Origin of the sequence: Kandleria sp., assembly GCF_017934775.1 — a bacterium.
Taxonomy (GTDB): domain Bacteria; phylum Bacillota_I; class Bacilli_A; order Erysipelotrichales; family Coprobacillaceae; genus Kandleria; species Kandleria vitulina.
The window spans coordinates 1-23,452 of the sequence record NZ_JAGBIX010000093.1; the positions used below are offsets into that span (position 1 = coordinate 1).

At 36.1% G+C, this 23,452-nt stretch carries 20 protein-coding genes and 1 other RNA gene; 4 read left to right on the top strand and 17 right to left on the bottom strand.

Annotated elements, in window-relative coordinates:
• Positions 1–296: 296 nt before the first annotated feature.
• On the bottom strand, positions 297–746 hold the full coding sequence (gene dtd / locus J6L95_RS09750) for a D-aminoacyl-tRNA deacylase (RefSeq protein WP_029072471.1): 450 nt from the start codon (positions 744–746) through the stop codon (positions 297–299).
• A gap of 65 nt (positions 747–811) precedes the next feature.
• Between dtd and J6L95_RS09755 the strand changes: the two genes are divergently transcribed.
• A complete protein-coding gene (locus tag J6L95_RS09755) occupies positions 812–2,095 on the top strand; it encodes a replication-associated recombination protein A (protein WP_287459001.1) in 1,284 nt (427 codons plus the stop codon).
• Between the two features lie 48 nt (positions 2,096–2,143).
• Here the strand turns inward: J6L95_RS09755 and J6L95_RS09760 are convergent, their stop codons facing one another.
• Genes J6L95_RS09760 through mutS form a run of 4 tightly spaced genes read right to left on the bottom strand, consistent with a single transcriptional unit; the run spans position 2,144 to position 7,657 of the window.
• Positions 2,144–2,470 carry a hypothetical protein gene (locus J6L95_RS09760; RefSeq protein WP_029071129.1) on the bottom strand — a complete coding sequence of 109 codons (327 nt, stop codon included), beginning with the start codon at positions 2,468–2,470 and terminating at the stop codon, positions 2,144–2,146.
• Positions 2,457–3,377: a tRNA (adenosine(37)-N6)-dimethylallyltransferase MiaA gene (miaA, locus tag J6L95_RS09765; RefSeq protein WP_287458990.1), complete on the bottom strand. Its 921-nt coding sequence runs from the start codon at positions 3,375–3,377 to the stop codon at positions 2,457–2,459. The genes J6L95_RS09760 and miaA overlap by 14 nt, the downstream gene beginning before the upstream one ends.
• Positions 3,377–5,140: a DNA mismatch repair endonuclease MutL gene (mutL, locus tag J6L95_RS09770; protein ID WP_287458991.1), complete on the bottom strand. Its 1,764-nt coding sequence runs from the start codon at positions 5,138–5,140 to the stop codon at positions 3,377–3,379. The genes miaA and mutL overlap by 1 nt, the downstream gene beginning before the upstream one ends.
• A 12-nt stretch (positions 5,141–5,152) precedes the next feature.
• Positions 5,153–7,657 (bottom strand): DNA mismatch repair protein MutS, encoded by a 2,505-nt coding sequence (gene mutS / locus J6L95_RS09775; RefSeq protein ID WP_029071132.1) that lies wholly within the window; start codon positions 7,655–7,657, stop codon positions 5,153–5,155.
• Positions 7,658–7,959: 302 nt separating this feature from the next.
• Between mutS and J6L95_RS09780 the strand changes: the two genes are divergently transcribed.
• On the top strand, positions 7,960–9,639 hold the full coding sequence (locus J6L95_RS09780; RefSeq protein ID WP_287458992.1) for a GGDEF domain-containing protein: 1,680 nt from the start codon (positions 7,960–7,962) through the stop codon (positions 9,637–9,639).
• A gap of 30 nt (positions 9,640–9,669) precedes the next feature.
• On the opposite strand, the gene J6L95_RS09785 is transcribed toward J6L95_RS09780, so the two are convergent.
• The 12 genes from J6L95_RS09785 to gpsB form a co-directional block, all read right to left on the bottom strand.
• On the bottom strand, positions 9,670–11,178 hold the full coding sequence (locus tag J6L95_RS09785) for an IMP dehydrogenase (protein WP_287458993.1): 1,509 nt from the start codon (positions 11,176–11,178) through the stop codon (positions 9,670–9,672).
• A gap of 62 nt (positions 11,179–11,240) precedes the next feature.
• Positions 11,241–11,561 (bottom strand): YlbF/YmcA family competence regulator, encoded by a 321-nt coding sequence (locus J6L95_RS09790; RefSeq protein WP_051550652.1) that lies wholly within the window; start codon positions 11,559–11,561, stop codon positions 11,241–11,243.
• Positions 11,545–12,999, bottom strand: coding sequence for a tRNA (N6-isopentenyl adenosine(37)-C2)-methylthiotransferase MiaB (gene miaB / locus J6L95_RS09795; RefSeq protein WP_287458994.1), 1,455 nt, complete (start codon positions 12,997–12,999; stop codon positions 11,545–11,547). The genes J6L95_RS09790 and miaB overlap by 17 nt, the downstream gene beginning before the upstream one ends.
• 80 nt (positions 13,000–13,079) lie before the next feature.
• Positions 13,080–13,328, bottom strand: coding sequence for a hypothetical protein (locus tag J6L95_RS09800; protein ID WP_029071137.1), 249 nt, complete (start codon positions 13,326–13,328; stop codon positions 13,080–13,082).
• A 120-nt stretch (positions 13,329–13,448) separates the two neighbouring features.
• On the bottom strand, positions 13,449–14,237 hold the full coding sequence (locus J6L95_RS09805) for a TIGR00282 family metallophosphoesterase (RefSeq protein ID WP_029071138.1): 789 nt from the start codon (positions 14,235–14,237) through the stop codon (positions 13,449–13,451).
• A gap of 43 nt (positions 14,238–14,280) precedes the next feature.
• Positions 14,281–15,834 carry a ribonuclease Y gene (rny, locus tag J6L95_RS09810; RefSeq protein WP_074685913.1) on the bottom strand — a complete coding sequence of 518 codons (1,554 nt, stop codon included), beginning with the start codon at positions 15,832–15,834 and terminating at the stop codon, positions 14,281–14,283.
• Positions 15,835–16,001: 167 nt separating this feature from the next.
• A complete protein-coding gene (locus J6L95_RS09815; RefSeq protein WP_287458996.1) occupies positions 16,002–16,559 on the bottom strand; it encodes a TetR/AcrR family transcriptional regulator in 558 nt (185 codons plus the stop codon).
• On the bottom strand, positions 16,560–17,582 hold the full coding sequence (gene recA / locus J6L95_RS09820; RefSeq protein ID WP_287458997.1) for a recombinase RecA: 1,023 nt from the start codon (positions 17,580–17,582) through the stop codon (positions 16,560–16,562).
• A gap of 13 nt (positions 17,583–17,595) precedes the next feature.
• Positions 17,596–18,078, bottom strand: coding sequence for a CinA family protein (locus J6L95_RS09825; protein WP_029071142.1), 483 nt, complete (start codon positions 18,076–18,078; stop codon positions 17,596–17,598).
• A 58-nt stretch (positions 18,079–18,136) separates the two neighbouring features.
• Positions 18,137–19,060 carry a helix-turn-helix domain-containing protein gene (locus tag J6L95_RS09830; protein WP_031588521.1) on the bottom strand — a complete coding sequence of 308 codons (924 nt, stop codon included), beginning with the start codon at positions 19,058–19,060 and terminating at the stop codon, positions 18,137–18,139.
• Positions 19,061–19,191: 131 nt separating this feature from the next.
• An RNA gene (rnpB, locus tag J6L95_RS09835) (RNase P RNA component class B) lies at positions 19,192–19,498 on the bottom strand.
• Between the two features lie 8 nt (positions 19,499–19,506).
• Complete coding sequence (gene gpsB / locus J6L95_RS09840; protein WP_029071144.1) at positions 19,507–19,839, bottom strand: cell division regulator GpsB; 333 nt, start codon at positions 19,837–19,839, stop codon at positions 19,507–19,509.
• Between the two features lie 149 nt (positions 19,840–19,988).
• Between gpsB and recU the strand changes: the two genes are divergently transcribed.
• Positions 19,989–20,585: a Holliday junction resolvase RecU gene (recU, locus tag J6L95_RS09845; RefSeq protein ID WP_029071145.1), complete on the top strand. Its 597-nt coding sequence runs from the start codon at positions 19,989–19,991 to the stop codon at positions 20,583–20,585.
• 2 nt (positions 20,586–20,587) lie between these two features.
• Positions 20,588–23,266, top strand: a complete 2,679-nt coding sequence (locus J6L95_RS09850; protein WP_035884980.1) for a transglycosylase domain-containing protein — start codon at positions 20,588–20,590, stop codon at positions 23,264–23,266.
• The last annotated feature ends 186 nt before the right edge of the window (positions 23,267–23,452 follow it).

Consider the following 23,452-nt stretch of genomic DNA (forward strand, 5'->3'; position numbering starts at 1 on the left):
AAAGATACATCCTGAGATGAAAAATCTCACAATTCGCACAATGAAATGTGATTGCGGTCTTACAATAAGCCGTGACCAGAACGCTGCTATTAATATCTTACATGAGGGATTACGTATACTAAACGAATCTTTTGCAGTAGCCTAAACATTAAATATACAGTAGGGATGGAATAGCCCTAACTTATACGCCTGTGGACATTGTGTAAGACATTGAGTTGCGTATCATCGTAGTCAATGCAGTAATGGTTGAAGCAGGAAGCTCCGACTTCAAATGCGTAGCGTTAAGTCGGAGTAGTTCACAATAGCTGATCACTATCAAGAATGATAGTGACAGGTCCATCATTTAACAATGAAATCTTCATATCTGCACCAAAGATTCCTGTTTCTACATGAACCCCTTTTGCTTTTAATAATTCATTAAACTGATTGTACATTGGCAAAGATACATCGGGCTTAGCCGCATGCGTGAAGCTTGGTCGTCTTCCCTTTTTTGCATCAGCGTAAAGCGTAAATTGAGAAATGGACAAAATTTCTCCTTTGACATCTAACAGTGAACGATTCATTTTTCCTTCTTCATCGCTAAAGACGCGAAGATTGACGACTTTGTCTGCCATCTTCTCAAGAACGTCCTCCTGATCTTCTGTCGATATTCCTACTAATGCCATGTATCCATCTTTTATTTCACCAGTCACCTGTTCATCCACAACACATGAGGCGTGTGTCACTCTTTGTAGTATAACTTTCATCCGCATTTACTTCCTTTAAAAAAATGTTATAATCAGTATGCCATAAACAAAGGGGGAAGTCCATGATTCACACAACACTTGCACACAATATGAGACCATCTACACTAGATGAAGTTCTTGGGCAGGAACATCTCATTGGTAAAAAAGCAATACTCACACAATTTGTAAAAAAGAAACATCCTCTTTCCATCATCCTTTATGGTCCACCAGGATGTGGAAAGACAACGCTAGCGAGCGCGCTTGCTCATGATCTAGACATACCTTATCGTCTTTTTAATGCATCAACAGGCAATAAGAAACAGATGGATCAGATCATTGCTGAAGCAAAAATGAGTGATGGACTATTTGTTATTATCGATGAAGTTCATCGTCTGAATAAAGACAAACAGGATCATCTCCTTCCGCATATCGAAAGTGGCTTGCTGATCATTGCCGGATGTACAACCGCCAATCCTTACCATTCCATCAATCCAGCGATTCGTTCTCGCTGTCAGATACTTAAAGTCAAACCATTAAAAGAAGAAGATGTCATCGAAGGATTAAAAAGAGGTGCACAAAGCGAAAAAGGACTTAACAATGAATTTGAGATCGATGAAGATGTCTATCGCTTTATCGCTAAGATGTCATCAGGGGACATTCGCTATGCCTACAATACCTTAGAGACAGCTTCCATTATCGTTGATGATGGGCATATCACATTAAAAGAAGCCAAACGTGCATTGCCACATGCCAATGCGCAATTTGATAAAGATGAAGATCAATATTACGATACTTTGTCAGGACTCCAAAAATCTATTCGTGGCAGCGACGTCAATGGTGCCTTGTATTATCTTGCCAAACTGATTGAAGCCAATGACATGGAATCACTAGAGCGACGTCTTTGTACTATTGCCTATGAAGAGGTTGGTCTTGCCAATCCCAACGCCTGCATGCGTACAGTGATGGCTTTCCAGGCTGCCAAGGTCATCGGCTTTCCTGAAGCCCGTATTCCGCTTGCACAATCAGTCATTGAATTGGCGCTTTCTCCTAAATCAAAATCAAGTGAGAACGCCATTGACAGTGCGCTTGCATCAGTAAGAAATAACCCACACCCTACACCCCATTATCTTTCTTTGACCCCTGTTGGATTAGAAGAAGATGAGAAGTATGATTATGGTCGTCCTGATTTATGGGAATATATTCAATATCTTCCTGATGAAATCAAGAATGAACAATTCTATGTTCCTTGGCTTACAAGTCCTTATGAAAAATCACTGACTGACAATTATCAGCGTATTTTAAGACATGGACGTACAAATGATCTAAAGGGATTAAAAAGAAGAAAAAAAGAGACATCGTCACATAAATGATATGTGTCCAGGATTCTGGGTACATATCAAAAAAGTGACATGTCTCTTTTATTTTTCATATTTCTTATTTAAGATCACAATAGCTATAATGGTACCCAAAAGTCCTAAAATCAGGAAGAACATGGCAATATTGAAGATGATATCACCTTTAAAAAAGAATAGAACATTAGTAATGATAAGATCAATACCGAATACACAAAGAATCTTTCCTAATCCTTTAGCATACTCTTTACGGTTTTTATCAGGGATATGATCATATGATTTTGGATCATAAAATGATCTGAGATCCAATGTTGTAATCAATCTGTATCCACAATATACAAGCCATACACCTACCGCAATTGTGGCATAACTGATAATGCTATTCATGTCCATTGATGAAATCCTCCTTTACTTTATTGACCGTTTCTTCAAAATGTTCCACATTAACTTCATACCAGTTTACCATCATCTGATTATTAAACCATGTAAACTGTCTTTTCGCATAATTACGGGAATGTTTTTTAATAAGGGCAATGACTTCTTCTTTTGAAGAACGTCCTTCAAAATATTCAAACCATTCTTTATAGCCGATTCCTCTCATTGACTGATAAGTAGGTTTGCATCCTTCTTCAATCAATGATTTGACTTCCTGTTCAAGTCCATTTTCCATCATGATATCTACACGTTTATCAATGCGTTCATAAAGTTTTTCTCTATCAAGAGTAAGTCCAATGCAGGTTGCATCATAAATCATTTCATGACGCTGTGCATCTTCCATTTCACTCTTACGTTTTCCAGTTGTCTCAAAGATTTCAATAGCTCTTAAGACACGGCGACGGTTGTTAGGATGAATATTGCGCGTAGCACCAGGATCTACTTCTTTTAATCGTTCATAAAGTTCTTCATTAGAATAATCCTTATACTTCTCTTCCATCTTCTTAGGATCACTATCACATTTCTCAAATGTGTAATCATAAAGGACTGCTTTAATATAAAGTCCTGTTCCTCCAACAATAATAGGAAGCTTTCCTCTTTTTACGATATCATCAATACAGGCTCTGACAGTTTCTTGAAACTCAGTGACACTATATTCTTCAGAAGGTTCCTTGATATCAATAAGATGGTGTACGACCCCTTGCATTTCATCTTTAGTGACCTTCGCTGTACCGATATCCATACGTTTATAGATCTGCATGGAATCCCCACTGATGACTTCCCCATTCAATTGTTTGGCAAGTGCCACACCTAAAGCTGTCTTGCCGACACCAGTAGGTCCTACAATCACAATCACTTTTTCCATTATCTTATCCTCTTAAACATTTTTAATAACTCATGATCACTATAGAAAATGAGTGTTGGTTTTCCTGAAGCATCCACATATGGATTATCACAGCGCATCAATTGATCCATGATTGCCTGCATCTCAGCAGTGCTTAAATATGTGTTACGATCAACTGAGAATTTAGAAGCCAATGCGATGATTGCATAATCTCTTAATTCTAAAAGATCGAGATCTTCATCATTTAATATTTTTTCGCACATGTCTTCAATAAAATGTTTTTCATCAATCTGTGTCATCCATGAAGGAAGACTTCTTAATGTAAATGTATTTCTACTAAATGATTCTAGATTAATACCAATCATTTCTAGCTTATCTTTGTTTTCTTCAAGAATCATGAATTCACTTTCTGTGAATTCAAAGATCAAAGGTACTGTCAATGGCTGAATATCCAACGATGAAGAGGCAAAATGTTCCTGATATTTTTCATAGTTGATTCTTTCCAGAGCAGCTTTTTGATCAATAAGATACATGCCCTTTTCATTTTCTCCTATAAGATAAGTCCCACGAACTTGCCCTTTCGCATAGATTTTTTCTTTTAAAGGTTTTACTTCTTTTTTTACGATAGGCTTTTCTTCCTTGATAGGAACTTCTTTTTCTTCTTCATGTTTTTCTTCTACATGATAAGTAGGAGTAGGCATCTTTATTAATGAAGGAACATCCTCTTCTAGCTTAAATAGCATTTGTTCATGTTGCACTTTAAAAGTGGGTTTTTCTTCTACTTCCTGTACAGGTGTTTCATGAACTGTCTTTAAAGCCTGTTCTATCCCTTCAGTGATGACTTCTTTTAAAGCCATTTCTTTAGAGAAACGTACTTCTAGCTTAGCAGGATGTACGTTGACGTCTACTAGATAAGGATCGACATCAATATGTACGATCGCTATTGGAAATCTTTTTTCAGGAAGATAATTGCGATAGACATCATTGATTGTATTGATGGTCTTCATATTACGGACATAACGATCATTAACAAGTGTAATAATATGATTCTTAGATGCTCTTGATTCTTCAATCTTAGAAATATAGCCTGAAATATGGAATTCTTCATTACCAAAATCTACTTCCATCATATTCTTGGCTGTCGATACACCATAGATTTCAGCAATCACTTCAAGCAATGATCCTGATCCATTGGTAGAATAAATCAGCTTATTATTATGAGTTAAAGTGAAGGCAATTTCTGGATGAGCAAGAGAAAGACGTTCAATATAAGTATAGATCGCCGCAAATTCCGCATTGACGCTCTTTAAATACTTAAGACGTGCGGGCACATTCTGAAAGATGCGTTCTATCGTTATGCATGTTCCCTTATTCATGGCACATCTTTCGACACTTTTTTTCTTGCCAAATTCATAAGAGACTCTTGTACCTACATCCTTTTCACATGTTTCTAATGTAAACTTTGAAATTGATGCAATTGAAGGGATAGCTTCCCCTCTAAATCCTAATGTTGTGATATTAAAGAGGTCATGGTCATCTACAATCTTGCTTGTAGCATGACGAGAGAAGCACATCTGGGCATCTTCTTCACTCATGCCTACTCCATCATCGATAATGCGCATAAGCGTAGCGCCACCTTCAACGACTTCTACATCAATCTTATGGGCACAAGCATCAATACTGTTTTCTACAAGTTCCTTAATGACGCTCGCAGGGCGTTCTACAACTTCCCCTGCCGCAATCTTATTGGCTGTATCTTCTGATAACTGTCGAATCTTTGCCATGATATCTCCCTCTTACAATAGTTTCTTTAATTCAATAAGTGTTGATAGTGCATCAATTGGTGAAAGCTGCATTGGATCAATTTGTGAAAGCATTTTTTCTGCAGCACTTTCTTTTTCTACAATAACAGTATTTGAAGATGCTTCTAGCTTTGTTTCCATGTTATTGTCCTGTAAAGAATCAAGAATGACTTTAGCGCGGGCAATGACTTCATCAGGAAGCTTGGCTAGCTTAGCAACATTGATCCCGTATGATTGTCCTGTTGCCCCTTCTTTGATCTTATAAAGGAACTTGATAGAATCATTAGAAACATCTGCACTCGCATGGACATTCTTGATACCTAGATCTTTATTCATTAATGTTAATTCATGATAATGAGTAGAAAATAAAGTCAATGCTTTCGTCTTCTTGGCAATATATTCTACGATTCCTTGAGCAAGTGCCATACCATCAAAGGTCGCTGTTCCTCTACCGATTTCATCAAAGATAATCAATGAATCTTCAGTTGCATAACGCAAAGCGTTGTTGGCTTCAAGCATTTCTACCATGAATGTAGACTGTCCAGAAACAAGATCATCAGATGCTCCAATTCTTGTAAAGATCTGATCAAAGATTGGCAGATCTGCTTCTCTAGCCGGTACAAATGATCCCATCTGGGCCATTAAAACAGTTAAAGTAACCTGTCTCATATATGTTGATTTACCACCCATATTAGGACCAGTAATCATCATGATACGATTCTTTTCATCTAGGTCTACATCATTGGCGATATAGTTCTTTGAAGAAATAACTTCTTCTACAATTGGATGTTTTCCTTCTACAATATGAAGACGATGTTCATCATTAAATGTTGGTCTTACATATCTATTAGAAGAAGCCACAATCGCTAATGAAATATAGACATCCACCTTCGCAACAACTTTAGCGACATCCTGTATCATATGAACATACTGTTTGATATATTGTCTGATCTGAGAAAAGATTTCATATTCCAATGATACAATACGATCTTGAGCAGAAAGAATCTTATCTTCCATCTCCTTAAGTTCAGGAGTAATAAAACGTTCTGCATTTGTGAGCGACTGTTTTCTTGTATAGTTGAACTCATCTTTTACAAGATTAAGCTGACTCTTTGTTACTTCGATATAATAGCCAAAGACTCTATTATAGCCAATCTTCAGCTTCTGAATACCAGTACGCTGTTTTTCTTTTTCTTCAAATTCTCTAAGCCAGTTCTGACCGTTCTTTTTGGCATCACGATATTCATCAAGTTCAGCGGAATAGCCTTCTTTGATAATATTGCCTTCCTTGATCACAAGTGGTGGATTATCCACAATAGCACTTTCAATAAGCTCAGTAATTGGTGTTAAATCCAATAGCTGTTCAGCTAGCTTATTAAGCTTCTCATTTTCTAATGATAACAGCTGATGTTTTAATTCAGGAATTACCTGAAGAGAAGAAGCAATCCACTTTAAGTCTCTCGCGTTAACATTGCCAAAGGCAATACGACTTGCTAATTTTTCAATATCGTAGATTTCATTGATCATATCCTTGATAGTTTCTCTTTCAATAAGATTATCTACAAAGATTTCTACCATATCTAAACGTTCTTCTATAGCGTCTTTATTAAGTAAAGGATGATCAATCCAGCTTTTCAGCATTCTTCCACCCATAGCTGAGTGCGTATGATCCAATAGCCAAAGCAATGTTCCATATTTTTCCTGATTGCTGTTTTTTGTTAACTCTAAGGCTTTTTTTGTAGAAGCATCAAGAACTACATAGTTTTGCTGATCAACTTCAGTCAATGGCTGAATGTAGTCCAAATCACGCTTCTGTGTTTCTAGCATATAGTTAAGAAGGTTGCTTGCCACCTTGATTTCTTTTAGGTCACTTACGCCTTCAAATAGTTTTTTATATTTATCTTGAATATGTTCATTATCATAATGAGAGATCATTAAAGAATCATCTTCATAACCATCTTGATTCATTACTAATTCCTTAAGATCCAATGTTTCAATCTGATTCTTTAATTTACGATCATCTTTTTCAAGATTAAGACAATAGAATTCTCCTGTAGAAATATCAGCGTAAGCTAATGTGTAATGAAAATCGAAGATACCTAGGGCACCGATAAAGTGATTGACTTTCTCATTAAGCTTAAGATCCATAATAGTTCCCGGTGTTACAATCTGTACAACACCACGTTCTACAAGTCCCTTTGAAGCTTTAGGGTCAGTCAACTGTTCTACAATAACAACTTTATGTCCCATCTTGACAAGGTCTTCAATATATCCCTGTGCTGAATGGAACGGTACACCACACATTGGTACACGTTCACTCACACCAGCGTTTTTTCCTGTTAATGCAATATTCAATGCTTTTGAAGCCACAATGGCATCATCAAAAAACATCTCATAAAAATCTCCTAATCGATAGAAGACGATGCTGTCCTGATAATCTTTTTTTAATTCAAGATACTTTGTCATCATCGGTGAATATTTTTCTTTTTTCTTAGCCATGTTAAGCCTCCTTAAAACTATCATATTATAACATAAACTCTACTTCGTTTTAAGCACATTTCTCCTTTTATAGAGATGTAAAAAAGATGATTTTTTCAAATAAAAAATGAATCTCTTCTCATTCTTTCTTTCTAAAATATCTTCATGATATCCTATTAAAATTTAAGAATAGATCTTTCTGCTTATTTAACTCATTAAAGGTCAAAAGATTCTATGCACTGCCACTATTTAGTGGTTTTTACTTTTTTGTGACATTATAATATAAATAGGGATTCAATTTGATATTATTAAGGAGTGTTTTTATGGAATTTAAACTAAATGATAACTCCCAAGAAAAAAAGAAATTAAACAGAGTTTGGCTGTTTACAGGTCTCATTATCGCACTCGTAGCTTTTCTCTGGTTTTTTATGAGCTTTCTAACACCATTTCACGAAACATATGATAAGTTTTCTTCATTCTGGCATATTTCAGTAAATGATAAAGTCGTTTATCACGGACGAATAAGTAATTATCGCTTTAATCATATTCATAATAATGATGTAATTACTTTTTCTACAAAAAAGATGATTAACAAAAATAATACTTCTTTAATGGTCAATGTCCCATTCAGTGCAGTTAAACTCTATCAAAATAAAAAGCTAACGTATACTTATCATGAAAAGAAGAAATTTGTACCGATGGCAGTACTTGAGATTCCGCTTTCTAAAAGCAATGAAATGCAGGATTTAAAGATTGTAGTAGAACCATCGATCAATGATCCTTTTACAAATATTGCGGACTTTAGACTAATAAAAAGTGGTACATTGAATGAAACGATAATCAAGGATTCTCCTCAGACTTTGCTGCTGGCAAGCTTTCTTATTTTACTTGGAATCATCCTGATTGCCCTGGCTTCTTCGTTAATACGTACTCTCTACCAAGTGTTTGCGATTGGGCTCTACAGTCTGCTTGGAGGCATCTGGATTCTTTGTTGCACAAAGATCATTCAGGTATTTTTAACTAATCACTTTATTAATACGTATGCTGAATTTTATTCATTATATCTATCTGGTATTGCCTTTTCCTTATTACAATACTCCTTTATTAGAGATAATAAATACCGCAAAAAGATTTACCCAATGCTCATTTTTATGAGTTGCTTCTCTGTATTCATTATTGTTTTTTCTTATTTCAATTTCTTCAGCATTCAAGCTCCGCTTGTGATATTCCAGCTCTTTGAAGCAATTACAAATGTTGTCTTCATTATTGCACTTTATTTAGATAACAACTGGAAAACAAGCAAACGTATTGTAGCGCTCGCATTTATCGTTCATTTTGCATTTGGTATTTTGGATGTACTGCGCTACAACATCGAACGTTATCTTATTGCTAATGAAACTCATATTGGTTCTACATATACACAATATGGATTATTGGTTTTGATTATTTTAATGGTCTACGCCTTTGCTATTAGGAATGAAGAAATCATTCGTGTTCAGATAAAAGAGACTACATGGCAGGAAATTGCCTATACGGACTCATTGACTAAACTTAGAAATCGTACTTATTTTAATGAAAAGATTTCTGAAATTATTCATGAAACAAATAAATATACAATTATCTATTTTGACTTGAATGGACTTAAATTTGTCAATGACAACTTCTCCCATGTTGCTGGCGATATGTTAATTTTAGATTTTGCAACTTTCCTTAAATCTCATTTTAATGATGCGAACATGATTGCCAGAATGGGTGGAGATGAATTTATCATTGTCTATAATCATTGTAATCAAGAGAAAATCAATGGTCTCTTTGAAAACTTCGAAGAAGCGGAATATAAAGCTTCTCACCATAAAGATCATCCGCTTACTTCCTCATATGGTATTGCCTACAGCTTTGAGTGCAACAATGATTTGCATCAGGTTATCTCCTTAGCTGATCATCGCATGTATTGTATGAAGAACAAGTACTATGAAGCACATGAAAATGAAAGAAGAACTTAAAAGACGCATGATAATCATGCGTCTTTATTATTACTGATTCTGGTTTGGAGTATTTTCTTTTAATACTACGTCATGTGCTCCACCTTCTACGATAGAAGTAGAAGATACTAAAGTAATCTTAGCTTTTTCCTGTAATTCTTTAATTGTTAAAGCACCACAGTTGCACATTGTATGTTTCATCTTGCTTAATGATAAAGCAACATTGTCTTTTAATGGACCAGCATATGGTACATAAGAATCAACACCTTCTACGAAAGAAAGCTTCTTATCTCCACCAAGGTCATATCTCTGCCAGTTACGAGCTCTTGCAGATCCTTCACCCCAGTATTCTTTCATATACTGTCCGTTAACCATAACTTTATTAGTAGGAGATTCATCAAATCTTGAGAAGTAACGACCTAACATAATGAAGTCAGAACCCATTGCTAAAGCAAGAGTCATATGGTAATCGTAAACGATACCACCATCTGAACAGATTGGTACATAGATACCAGTTTCTTCAAAATATTTATCTCTTTCTTTTGCAACTTCAATTGTAGCAGTAGCCTGACCACGACCGATACCTTTTGTTTCACGAGTGATACAGATTGATCCTCCACCGATACCGATCTTAACGAAATCAGCACCTGCTTCTGCTAAGAATCTGAATCCTTCGCCATCTACGACATTTCCAGCACCAACTTTTACTTTGTCACCGTAATGTTCTCTGATCCATTCGATAGTAATTTTCTGCCATTCTGTATATCCTTCAGATGAATCGATACATAAGATATCTACACCAGCTTCTACAAGTGCAGGAACACGTGTAGCGAAATCTCTTGTATTGATACCAGCCCCAACTACGTATCTCTTCTGTTCATCTAATAATTCATCTGGATGAGTCTTTCTTGTTTCATAATCTTTTCTGAATACGAAATATAGAAGATTCTGCTGATCATCAACGATTGGTAATGCATTAAGCTTATTATCCCAGATGATATCATTTGCTTCTTTTAACGTTACATCTTTATGTGCAACTACAAGCTTTTCAAATGGAGTCATGAATGAAGAAACTTTTTCTTCTTTATCCATACGTGAGACACGATAATCTCTTCCTGTTACAATACCAAGAAGTTTACCGTTTGCAGACCCGTCTTCAGTTACAGCCATTGTAGAATGACCAGTTTTTTCTTTAAGTGCTAATACATCTTCTAATGTATTATCAGGACTTAAGTTAGAATCACTAGTTACAAAGCCAGCCTTATAAGCTTTAACTTTTCTTACCATTTCAGCCTGATCTTCAATAGACTGTGAACCGTAAATGAAGGAAACCCCACCTTCTTTAGCAAGTGCAACAGCCATTTTGTCATCTGATACAGCCTGCATAACTGCAGACACTAGAGGGATATTTAATGAAAGAGAAGGTTCTTCTCCTTTTTTAAATTTCACCAATGGTGTTTTAAGACTAACATTGCCCGGAATGCAGTCTGGTCCTGAGTAACCAGGAACTAACAAATATTCACTGAATGTATGTGATGGTTCGTCGTAATAATATGCCATAATGTTCTCCTTAAATATAAATTTTCCCAATTATAATAAATAACAGCAAATTAGTCAATATGTTATGACAATTCGTTATTAATGAGATCTTCTACATTCAGAAGAAGTGCATTCACTTCTTCTTTCAAATTAAGGTAATTCACAATAAGAGGATGCTCTTCAAATGCTTTCTTTTTCGTTAGATACTCCTCATAAAGATCAGATATCTCCTCATCTCTGACCTTTCTTCTTGTCAATTCCTTCTGCATTGCCTTAAGCTCATCCTCCATCTCCTTAATCTCTGGATGATCCTTAAGCAATGACTCATAATGCTTATAAGCGATAACTTCCTCTTTACTTAAAAGATAGTCATTAATAAGCTGTGCCTTATCCTTCGTTGACAACCTCTTCACCCTCAAGCGTCCAAGTCTTAGCTTCTGTAATCTTTACTGGCACAATAGTTCCAATATGTTCTGGATTTCCTTTAAAGTTTACAAGCTTATTTGTTTCTGTATATCCAGAGAGAATATCTGGATTCTTCTTGCTTGGTCCATCAACCAATACTTTCTGTACAGTATCAATATATTTCTTATTAGCAATACCTGCATAATAATTAACTTTTTCATTAAGACGCTGAAGTCTAGCTTCTTTTGTCTTAATATCCACATTGTCAATCATCTTAGCTGCAGGTGTACCTTCTCTTGCAGAATAGACGAAAGTATAAGCTAAATCGTACTGACAATGATCATATAGACTTAATGTATCTTCAAACTGTTCTTCTGTTTCATTTGGGAAACCAACAATAATATCAGTCGTGATAGCACACTTAGGCATCACTTCTCTAATACGATCAAAAAGCTTTAAGTACTGTTCTCTTGTATAGACTCTACCCATGATCTTTAAGACATCTGAGTTTCCTGATTGAACAGGCAAATGAATAAATGGCATGATATTATCATATTTTGCGATAACCTGAATCATGTCCTCAGAAAAGTCCCAAGGATGACTAGTCATAAATCTTACTCTAGGAATACCGATCTTTGCGACTTCTTCTAACAATGTCGCAAAATTATAATCAGTATCTAGATCTTTACCATAAGAATTGACATTTTGTCCTAACAGGTTAATTTCAAGATAGCCTTTATCCTTTAATTCCTGTACTTCCTTTAAAACATCCTCCATTAAACGAGAACGTTCCTTACCTCTTGTATAAGGGACAATACAGTATGTACAGAACTTATTGCATCCATACATGATATTAACCCATGCTTTCTTATCTTTCGCACGTGTACTAGGAAGATTTTCAATAACATCTCCCTCTTTGCTCCAGACTTCAATAACAGTTTCTTTTTCAAGCATAGCCTGCTTAAGAAGCTGAGGCAAACGATGAATATTATGTGTACCAAAGATCAAGTCTACTTGTTTCATCTTCTTGCGAATCTTTTCAACAACGACTTCTTCTTGAGCCATACATCCACAAATACCAAAAATAATATCAGGATGCTCTCTCTTCACATTCTTAAGATAGCCAATCTTACCAAATACTTTTTCTTCAGCATTTTCTCTGATTGCACATGTATTAAGCAATACAACCTGTGCATCCTTGACATCATCGGCTTTACGATAACCCATTGTTTCAAGAATACCAGAAAGAACTTCTGTATCTCTCTCATTAGCCTGGCAGCCGTATGTCTGTATAAAATAAGAACGCCCTTTACCGATACCAACCATATCTGGAGGAATTTCAAAAACGTTATCTAGACGTCTTACATCAGTCTTTCCACGTTTTCTTGCATCTTTTAAAGAAGGGCCTTTAAAATATTCACTATAATCTTTTTTCATATTATTCCTCTCTTTCGGCGTTATTATAACAAATCTTCAACATAAAAAAAATAAGAACTTTTCAGTTCTTATTCATATTCCTATTTACCAAAGAATCCTTCTGGCTGGATTGAGAAATATAATACTTTACCAGCTGGTGTGTTTTTAAATAAACTCTTGCAATGTCCTGCTGCTTCATCTGCAGATAATTCAGATTCTACATCAAAAGTAGCTTTGATACCTTTCTTTGAAATATATTTGCATTTGATTTTATCATCTTCATATCCATCAAAGAAATCAATAAGTTTCTGTACCTGTGCTGTCTGCATTAAAATTTTATGTGTTGCCATTATTACTTCCCCCTTATATATTTTCGACACCTTTATTATAGTGCAGTTTTATTAAAAAGAAAACACTTTCATAATTTATTTCTATTTCAGAAAAAAACAGGCAATTTCTTGCCTGTCATGTTATTGAAACGGATGATCCTTATCAATACGGATACGCATAATATCCGTACATTTATTTGTATGATCATCAAAAGTAAGCAATGTAGCTAAGAACTGGCCTTCATCTTCTGCCACCCTAAATGGTGTCATAAGACTCGTTAAATTACGTTTAATGATTGTTTCCTTTTCACAGCCGATAACAGATTCATAAGGACCAGTCATACCTACATCACACTGAAAAGCTGTTCCTTGTGATAAGATCTTTTCATCTGCAGTAGGAACATGCGTATGCGTACCTAAAACAGCCGATACACGTCCATCTAGATAATACCCAAGTGCAATCTTATCACTTGTCGTTTCAGCGTGGAAATCGACAATATGGATGTCACTGTCATCTTCTAATAGAAGATCATCAATCACTTCAAATGGATTGTTGGACTTGCCATCCATAAAAGTCAATCCTAAAAGATTAGTCACACGGACCTTTTTCCCCTTGATTTCAATCTGACGACTTCCTACTCCGGGAAGACTTCTAGGTTTATTTAATGGGACAATCAATCGATCAGCATCATCGATATAATCAAATAGCTCTCTTTTTGCATAAGTATGATTTCCCATTGTGATCAATGAAATGCCTTCAAATACCATTTCATCATAATGCTTGCGAATAAGTCCTTTACCATGAGAAACATTTTCTCCATTAGCAATAACCATATCCACATTGTATTTCTTTTTTACTTGAGGAAGATATCTAGAAAGCACCTGTCTTCCCGTCTTTCCAAAAACATCTCCGATAAATAATATTTTCATATAACATCCTCTTTACAAAAAATAAGATAGGAAAAGTCCTATCTTATTTTGCAATTTCATTTGCGCGAACTTCTCTGATCACAGTGACCTTGATATGTCCTGGATAAGTAAGTTCATTTTCAATCTTTTCCTTGATATCTCTTGCAAGTTTATGTGATTTGAGATCATCAACTTTTTCTGGGTTGACAATAACTCTCACTTCACGTCCTGCCTGAATAGCGAAGACTGTATCAACACCATCAAAGCTCTTAGAAATTTCTTCAAGCTTTTCAAGTCTCTGAATATAGTTTTCAATTGTTTCACTACGGCTTCCTGGTCTAGCGGCAGAAAGCGTATCAGCAGCAGATACTAACACTGCAATGACTGATTCAGTTGGGACATCTCCGTGGTGAGACGCAATCGCATTGATGACAATATTATTTTCACCCATACGTTTAGCAAATTTAGCACCAAGCTCAACGTGGCTTCCTTCCATTTCATGATCCATGGCTTTACCAATATCATGAAGTAATCCTGCACGTTTAGCCAACTGCTGGTTAATACCTAATTCAGCAGCCATGATGCCTGCGAAATGTGCAACTTCTACCGAATGCTGTAAACCATTCTGTCCGTAGCTTGTACGATACTTAAGTTTACCGATCATACGGATTTCTTCTTTCTTCATCTTAGAAAGACCAAGTTCAAAGACCGCATCTTCCCCTGCCTTATAGATGATATCGTCGATTTCCTTCTTCGTATTTTCGACAACTTCTTCAATTCTTCCAGGCTGGATACGACCATCCTTAATTAACTTTTCAAGAGCCATTCTGGCAATTTCTCGTCTTACTGGATCAAAACATGAAACAGTAATAACTTCTGGTGTATCATCAATGATCAATTCAGCGCCAGTAGCACTTTCAAAAGCACGAATGTTTCTACCTTCACGACCAATGATACGCCCTTTCATTTCTTCACCAGGTAAAGAAACAACATTAACAGTACGTTCTGTTACTTCTTCCTGAGAATAGCGATTTATCGCATTAGCGATAATATCTTTTGCAAAGAGTGAAGCCTTTGTTTTTGCTTCTTCTTCCTGTTCCTTGATATAGGCAGTGACTTCATTTTCCATCTGTACCTTTACCTGTTCAAACAGTTCCTTCTTTGCTTCCTGTGCTGACATCGCAGCAATTTTTTCAAGTTCAGCAACCTTTTCATCAATCTGATGTTTAAGCTGCTCTTCATACTTACCTAGTTCTGCTTGTTTCTTATCTAATTGTTGGTTTTTCGAATCAAGGATATCCTCTTTTCCTTGTAACGCGATATCTCTTCGATCAATATTCTGTTCTCTCTGAGATAGCTGATTTTCAAATTTTGTCAGTTCTAGACGCTCAGCTTTGATTTCTTTTTCTGACTGTAGCTTATATTCATAAGCTTGAGTCTTTGCATCTAAATTCGCTTCTTTGATAATATTATCTGCTTTAGCGTTTGCATCATCAACAATCTTTTTGGCTTCATCTTTCGCCTTTGATAATTTAATGCTAGTATATACATTTTTGATGATAATACCTAAAATGATACCTATAACAAAAACCAGAACAAGGAATACATATTTTTCCATGCCATTCTTCCTTCCTATGATTTTTTGAGGTAATTAAAATACCATATCAATTATATATGATTTATTCATCAATTTCAATACTCACACATTTCTAGAATAAACTCATTTATGTCAAATAGATAAATTAATGCCCTTTCTTTTTCTTTAATATGACAAAGAGAGAATGTCTACACATTCTCTCTTTGTTTAAATGCAATATCAAGATTTGATCCAGTATATCTGACAAGCTGATCTACAAATTGTGAAGAAGCATCTTCATCCATGCCATCTTCAATCCATTGCATCATCATGCCAACAAAAGCAAAACGACAGAAATTCAGCAAAAACTCCTCGTTGTCTTTCTCATCTTCTTCAATGATATAGTATTTTTCAAGATAAGCCTTCACAATCGTATAGAAACTATCACCAAGCAATGTCGTCATACGCTCATCATGGGAGGATGAAATCATATGACGGGCACGATTTTGATTGCACAATACAAAATCAATGATAGCTCTTATACAGTTTTCAAAGCTTTCGCCCTCTTCAATATAGCTTAATGCCGCCTGTGTCTGTCTTAAAAAAAGCTTCTCTAATAGATCATAGATATTATCAAAATGATAATAGAACGTATTACGATTAACATGACAATAATCAGCTAAATCCTGGATAGTAATCTTATCCATAGTCTTCTCATCAAGCAAATCAAAGAAGCCCTTGAGAAGCACTTCTTCCGTATCGTGCATCTACTCTTCTCCCATCATGATGGCACGTACCTGTGTCTCCACTTCTTCCATGATTTCAGGATGATCATTAAGATAAGCCTTCGCATTTTCACGTCCCTGGCCAATCTTTTCTCCCTTGTAGGCATACCAAGCCCCAGATTTTTCAATAATGTCATACTGAGTCGCTAAATCAAGCACTTCTCCATCATGAGAAATACCTTTTCCATAGATGATATCAACCTGAGTTGTCTTAAATGGTGGAGCCACCTTATTTTTAACAACTTTAATGTTGGCCTTATTACCAACAACATCTCCACTGATCTTGATCTGTTCACTTCTTCTAATTTCAATTCTTACTGAAGAATAGAATTTTAAAGCACGACCACCTGTAGTTGTTTCAGGATTACCAAACATTACCCCAATCTTTTCTCTTAACTGGTTGATAAAGATAACTGTACAGCTTGTCTTGTTCATAATACCTGAAAGCTTTCTTAAAGCCTTGGACATAAGTCTTGCCTGAAGACCCATATTCTGGTCGCTCATTTCTCCATCAAGTTCAACCTGTGGCACCAACGCTGCAACAGAATCGACTACAACCAGGTCAATAACGCCTGAACGTACAAGCATTTCTGCAATCTCCAACCCCTGCTCACCACTATCTGGCTGAGATAAGATCAGTTCATCAACATTAACACCAAGATTTTTAGCATAGACAGGATCAATGGCATGTTCTGCATCAATAAACGCTGCCTTGCCGCCTTGCTTCTGACATTCTGCAATTGCATGCAATGTCAATGTGGTCTTACCACTTGATTCAGGACCATAGATTTCAATAATACGTCCCTTAGGATATCCACCTATTCCTAAAGCAAGATCTAATGTCAATGAACCAGAAGGGATAACATCAACATCCACTGAAGCACGATCACCAAGCTTCATGACAGACCCTTTACCAAATTTCTTTTCAATTTGCTTAATAGCGTCATCTAGCGCTTTTTCTTTATTCTCAACATTGACGCTAACACTCTTTTTCTCTTTTGCCATAATTCTCCTCCTATCATTCTATACACGCTGATGATGTATTTTTCTTTATTTCATTTTTAAGATTATCAATACCAAGCTGCAATGCTTTTTCTACAATATCTTCACGTTTACCAGAAAGACGATATTCAAAGACAGAAACGTGATCAAGATAAGCAATGCCAATATAAATAAGCCCTACCGGTTTTCCTTCCATAGCATCCGGTCCAGCATTTCCTGTAAAGGAAATGCATATATCACTATCAAAGATTTTTTGTCCATGTAGACACATTTCCCTGGCAATCTGACTTGAAACAACGCCGTATTTATCAATTAAATCTTGATCGATGCCCACCACTTTATGCTTAATCATCGTCTGATAGCTGACAATCGAACCACGGTATACTTTCGAAATACCTGGGTTCATGCCAATGCGGCTCGCAAAATGTCCTACCGTAAATGATTCTACACTAGAAATAGATAAATGTGCATCAATAAGCATCTTTGCTAATTCTTTCATCACAAATCTCCTTTACAAAAATAAATCGTATGACACAAGACTGCCATACGATTTTTTATTAGTTCTTCTTTACAATTGTCAATGTCGAAGTCTTAGCGTTTTTCTGTGCATTTGTCAACGGTACTTCTTTATCATTAATATAGTACTTAGTATCAGTAGAACGACCATTAACAATCTTTAATTTTTTAAACTTAGCAGCATTCAATTTAGCTGTGACAGTTTCACCTGCCTTATATGTTCTATTTTCAAACTTCGATGAAGCTACGCCATTAACATAGAATCCTGCCCAGCTTTTCTTACCAAAGACAACCTTAACAGTAATCTTGTCCGTTTCACCAGATACATTTACCTGATACATAGGATAACGCGTACTTGAAGAAAGCGACTTAAATGAAACAGTAGCTTCTTTCTTTTCTTCTTTTTCTTCCTTTACAGGAGCTGTTTCCTTTTTCTTAGTTTCCTTCTTCTTAGTAGTCTTAACACTACCAGTAGTCGACTGCTGTGTAGATTCAGATGATGATCCCGCTGGCAATGACTTGATAGCAGTATACGCTACAGCAACAATCAAGGCAACAACAACACAAATAATACCAGCACGAATAAATTTGAGGTGACTCTTGTCTCTATAGACATTATTTTTCCCATTGTAATTAGGTCTTTCAAATTGGAAATTATTCTTGTTCTGAACTTTTTCCTTTTGTGCTTCAACAGCCTTAGCTGCTTTTTCTAATTCTTCTTTTTTTATTTCTTCAGTTAAAGCTAAATAAGAAGCAGTAACCTCATCAACATCCATATCAAGTACTTTACAAAGCTTTCTTAAGTACATGCGAACATACATTTCATCACCTTCATAGCGATTAAATGCTCCACTTTCAATATCCTTAAGGATCGCAATAGAAAGCATAGTTTTTTCTGAAAGCTGTTCAATTGTTAGCCCTTTTTCTAGCCTTTTCTGTTTTATTAATTCACCTAAATTATTCATAATGACCTCCGTCTATGATTAACATATTAATTAAAACATAAAACTCGAGTTTTGACAACGTCAAAGAAAAGTTTTACATCATGACTATAAATGAAAAAACACGATAATATATCGTGTTTACGTCTGCTCTTGTAAGCCGTGTTCTGTTTTTCAACCAATCATTTCTCTTAGTTTCCTACCTGATGTCAGTTCAGTTCCTTCCATCAGACTCCCCTACCAAATTTGGGTTTCTACCTCGCGGAGTTTACCAACTTTTCACTCTTAGCTTTCGCTAAGCCATAGTCTCTGTGGCACTTTATGGCTAGCTCCATATCAAAGACTTAGGAGCATCGCCGTCGTCAACTTGCGTTGCCTAGGCTTATTGGGCCTAGCACGAACACTACGAGCATCACAGCTCGTGATAGCACGGACTTTCCTCTACTTCTAGCGATTGATTCTCGCAGACGCTATTCAGATTTCTTACTATAGACTTCTTTTTCCAACTGAGAAAGTCTTTTTAACAAATCAACATTTGATTCCATCTGAGATTCAATATTTTTAGCACTCTCTGCTTTTGCATTATTTTCATAGGACTGAACTTGCGCTTTCAATTTAGATACTGTTTTCTGCAATGTATCAATTTCATCATATGCGCGATTGAGCATAGCGGCAAAATTTTCATAATCAGCCACAACAACATCTAAAAAATAATCAACTTCATTGGCATTGTAGCCTTTAGAATCGATCTGAAACTGCTTATTCACGATTTTCTTTGGACTTAACTTAATCTTATTTTCCATATACTCTTCACTCCCTGATAATCATTTTACAAAAAAAGACAAGAAATGCAAGCAAAATCTTATTCTTTACTGTTTATGAGGTGTTCTCCCCTCTTTTTTTATAGCCATGACCATAAAATATTGGTATAATAAGTCAGAAGGAGAAACGTATGGTTAAGTATCCTAATAAAAAGAAAGTGACACATTTGTGCTTGCAGCCTTTAAAAGAGGAAAGCCGGCATTATACAGCTTATCGTGGAATGAACTTGGAAGAAGATATTAATCTTTCTAATTCCTACTATCTTGAAAATGACATTGCGGTCATCTACAAGAAACCCATTCCCGTTCAGATTGTTAAGGTGGACTATCCAAAACGAAGTGCTGCAAAAATTGTAGAAGCTTATTATCGTAAGCCATCTACAACTGACTACAATGGGTTATATAAAGGAAAATATGTAGATTTTGAAGCCAAGGAAACGAAGGTTGACAATTTTCCTTTTAAGAATATCTCCGATCATCAGATCAGACATCTTGATCGTGTTATTCATCATGGAGGCATTGCCTTCTTGATTATTGCATTCACTTCAATCAATGAGGTCTATCTCATTGATGCATCCTACATTGTAGATCGTTACTGCCATGCGAGTAAGAAATCCATCTCTTATGAGGAAATCAAACAACTTGGTCATCTCATTAAACAAGGATTTCAACCTCGTCTAGACTATCTTAAAATTTTAGATGAGTTTTACCTTAAGGAGGATTCATAATAATGAAGACAAAGAAAGTCAAACTGAACAAGAAAGCCAAGCGACGTTTAATCATCGCTGCCATATTAGCAGTTTGCGTCTTGATTGCAAGTTTTGCTGTTTACTTCACAGCCTCAGTCTATTCACAGATTAAAGACTTTGACATCAACAACTTAACAACAACAGCCACTTCTAGTCAGGTTAGCGAAAATGGGAAAACGTACTATACATATGGCTCTGCACAAGGGAAATATACGAAGTATTCAGAGATTCCAGAAGTTATGGTTGATGCCATAGTTTCAGCCGAAGATTCACGTTTCTTCGTCCACGATGGTTTCGACTTACCTCGTATTATTAAAGCGACAATCAGCCACATCACCCATATCGGTGTTGGTGGTGGTGGCTCTACTATCACTCAGCAGCTGATGAAGAAAACTTACTATCCTCAAGAAAAAAAGACAATGCAAAGAAAACTTGGGGAAGCAATTCTTTCTATTCAGGCTACTCAGCAGACAACTAAACAGAAGATACTAGAACTTTATTTAAATAAGATCTATTTTGGTAGAGGGGAAAACACTGTTGGAATCTATGCTGCAAGCAAGTACTATTTCAACAAGGTTCCATCTCAATTGACATTACCTGAAGCTGCTTATCTTGCAGGTTCATTAAACAACCCAGTGTACGATGATGTTTATTATGTTTACCAGCGTTCTGAAAATCGTCGTAATGTGATCTTAAACTTAATGAAGAGACATGGTTATATCAGCGATTCGCTTTGTGAAGCCACAAAGAAAGTTCCATTAGCAAATACGCTTCAAAAGAATCCAGTTAAGCAAAGCAAGAAATACGCTGCTTATGTTGACCGTGTTACAAGAGAACTTAAATCTGATTGGGGCATTGATCCAAGCAAGACCAATGTTACAATCTACACTTATCTAGATACCGAAGTACAGCAGTATCTTGATGATATTGCTTCAGGAAAGAACTATTCTTTCCCTAACAAATATATGCAGACTGGTGGGGTCGTTCAGGAAAGTGCAACTGGACGTATTCTTGGATTATTATCTGGACGTGATTTCAAGGTCGGCAACTATTCTTATGCCTTCTCTGATCGTCATCAGCCAGGTTCTTCAATCAAGCCTATTCTAGATTATGCTACTGCATTTGAATATCTATACTGGTCAACTGGTCATATGGCCGATGACTCTACTTACTCTAAAGGTGGATGGACACCAAAGAACTGGGATAGAAAAATCCACGGTGATGTTACACTTTATGAAGCATTAGGTAAATCTTGGAACTTAGCTGCGATCCATGCCTTAAATGATGTATGGAAAAAGACAGGTAAACAGAAGCTTATCGATTATCTAAAAGGCTTAGGTTTCCAGATGGATAAAGAAACATTCTCACTTGCCTATGCAATCGGTGGTTGGTCATATGGTACGACTCCACTTGAAATGGCTGGTGCTTATGCTGCTATTTCTAATGGTGGTACTTATATTAAGCCACATACTATCAAGAAGGTTGTTGTTAATACAACTGGTGAAACAATTAATGTTGATGAAAGATTAAAATCTGACAGCAAGCAGGCTATGGCTGATTATGCAGCCTTCATGCTAAGAGAAATCATGACAACTTATGTCAAGGATGAAAAAGATTATTCAGCCTTTGATATTGGCTACAATATCGGTGCTAAGACTGGTACTACCAACCATGATGGTAAAGTTCCAGGTATTCCTAGAGGTAAATCAAAAGATAACTGGCTTTGCGGTTTCTCTGAAGATTACTCATGGGCATTCTGGAATGGATATACTGATAGTGACCAGCGTAAACATGGTTTATATATCAGCGGTACTAACCAGTCTAAGTTAATTGCTGCTAAAGTCGCAAATCTATTATCTAAACGTAAAGCTAAACATTCTTATGAAACACCAAGTTCAGTAGTTCAGGCTAAGATGGTTCAGGGCACTTACCCATATGAAGCACCTAGAAACAGCTATACTACTTATCAGAATGGCAAGAAAGTCATTACTGCATGGTTCGTTAAAGGACATACACCATCTGGTTCAAGTTCAAATGAAACAAGTGCAGATACACTTTCTACATTATCTTCATTTAGTGCTAGCGTAACTGATGATAATCAGATCAGAGTTACATTTAGTTCTTATGATCCACGTTCAATGGTTACAAGCGGAGATGTTGTCTACCGTGTTCAAGTCTACGAAGGAAGCACTCTCGTTCACTCACAGTCCTTGAGTTCTTCTTCCGCTACTCTTGGTTTCACACCTGAAGCCAATAAGACTTACCGTGTTGTAGGATTCTATTCATGGTCAAATGGTTCTGGTACTTCTAATAAGGTTTCTAGAACTATTACTACTAAGAAATCTTCTACAGAAAAGACATCTTACAGCGTTTCATCAAATGGTTCACGTGTATCCGATGGTTCTACTATTACTGGTAGCTCAATTACCGTAAGAACATCAGGTGATTCTTCAAACCAGGTTACAATTCGTCTTTCTGGTTCAGGAACTGCCAGCAATACAATCACTGCTGGAAGAAGCACTACATTCAGTGGTCTTCAGCCTGGTGGAAGCTATACTGTAACACTTACTGAAACAACAAGTGATGGTTCTACAAAATCGCTTGGATCATTTAGTTTCAAGGTACAGTCAAACACAACTGAAGAAACAACAGAAGACTAAAAAGGGAGCTGTAACGAAATGATTTAATCATTTCGTTAGGCTTCTTTTCGTATTATAGAACTAGAAGTTATTCAAGTAATAATTCTAGTTTTTTATTTTATCTAGAAGTGATATCATATCACTGAAGAGAAGTTAATCATTATAACTTGAGACATCCATAAGGTAAGCTCGTAAACAACGATTGAT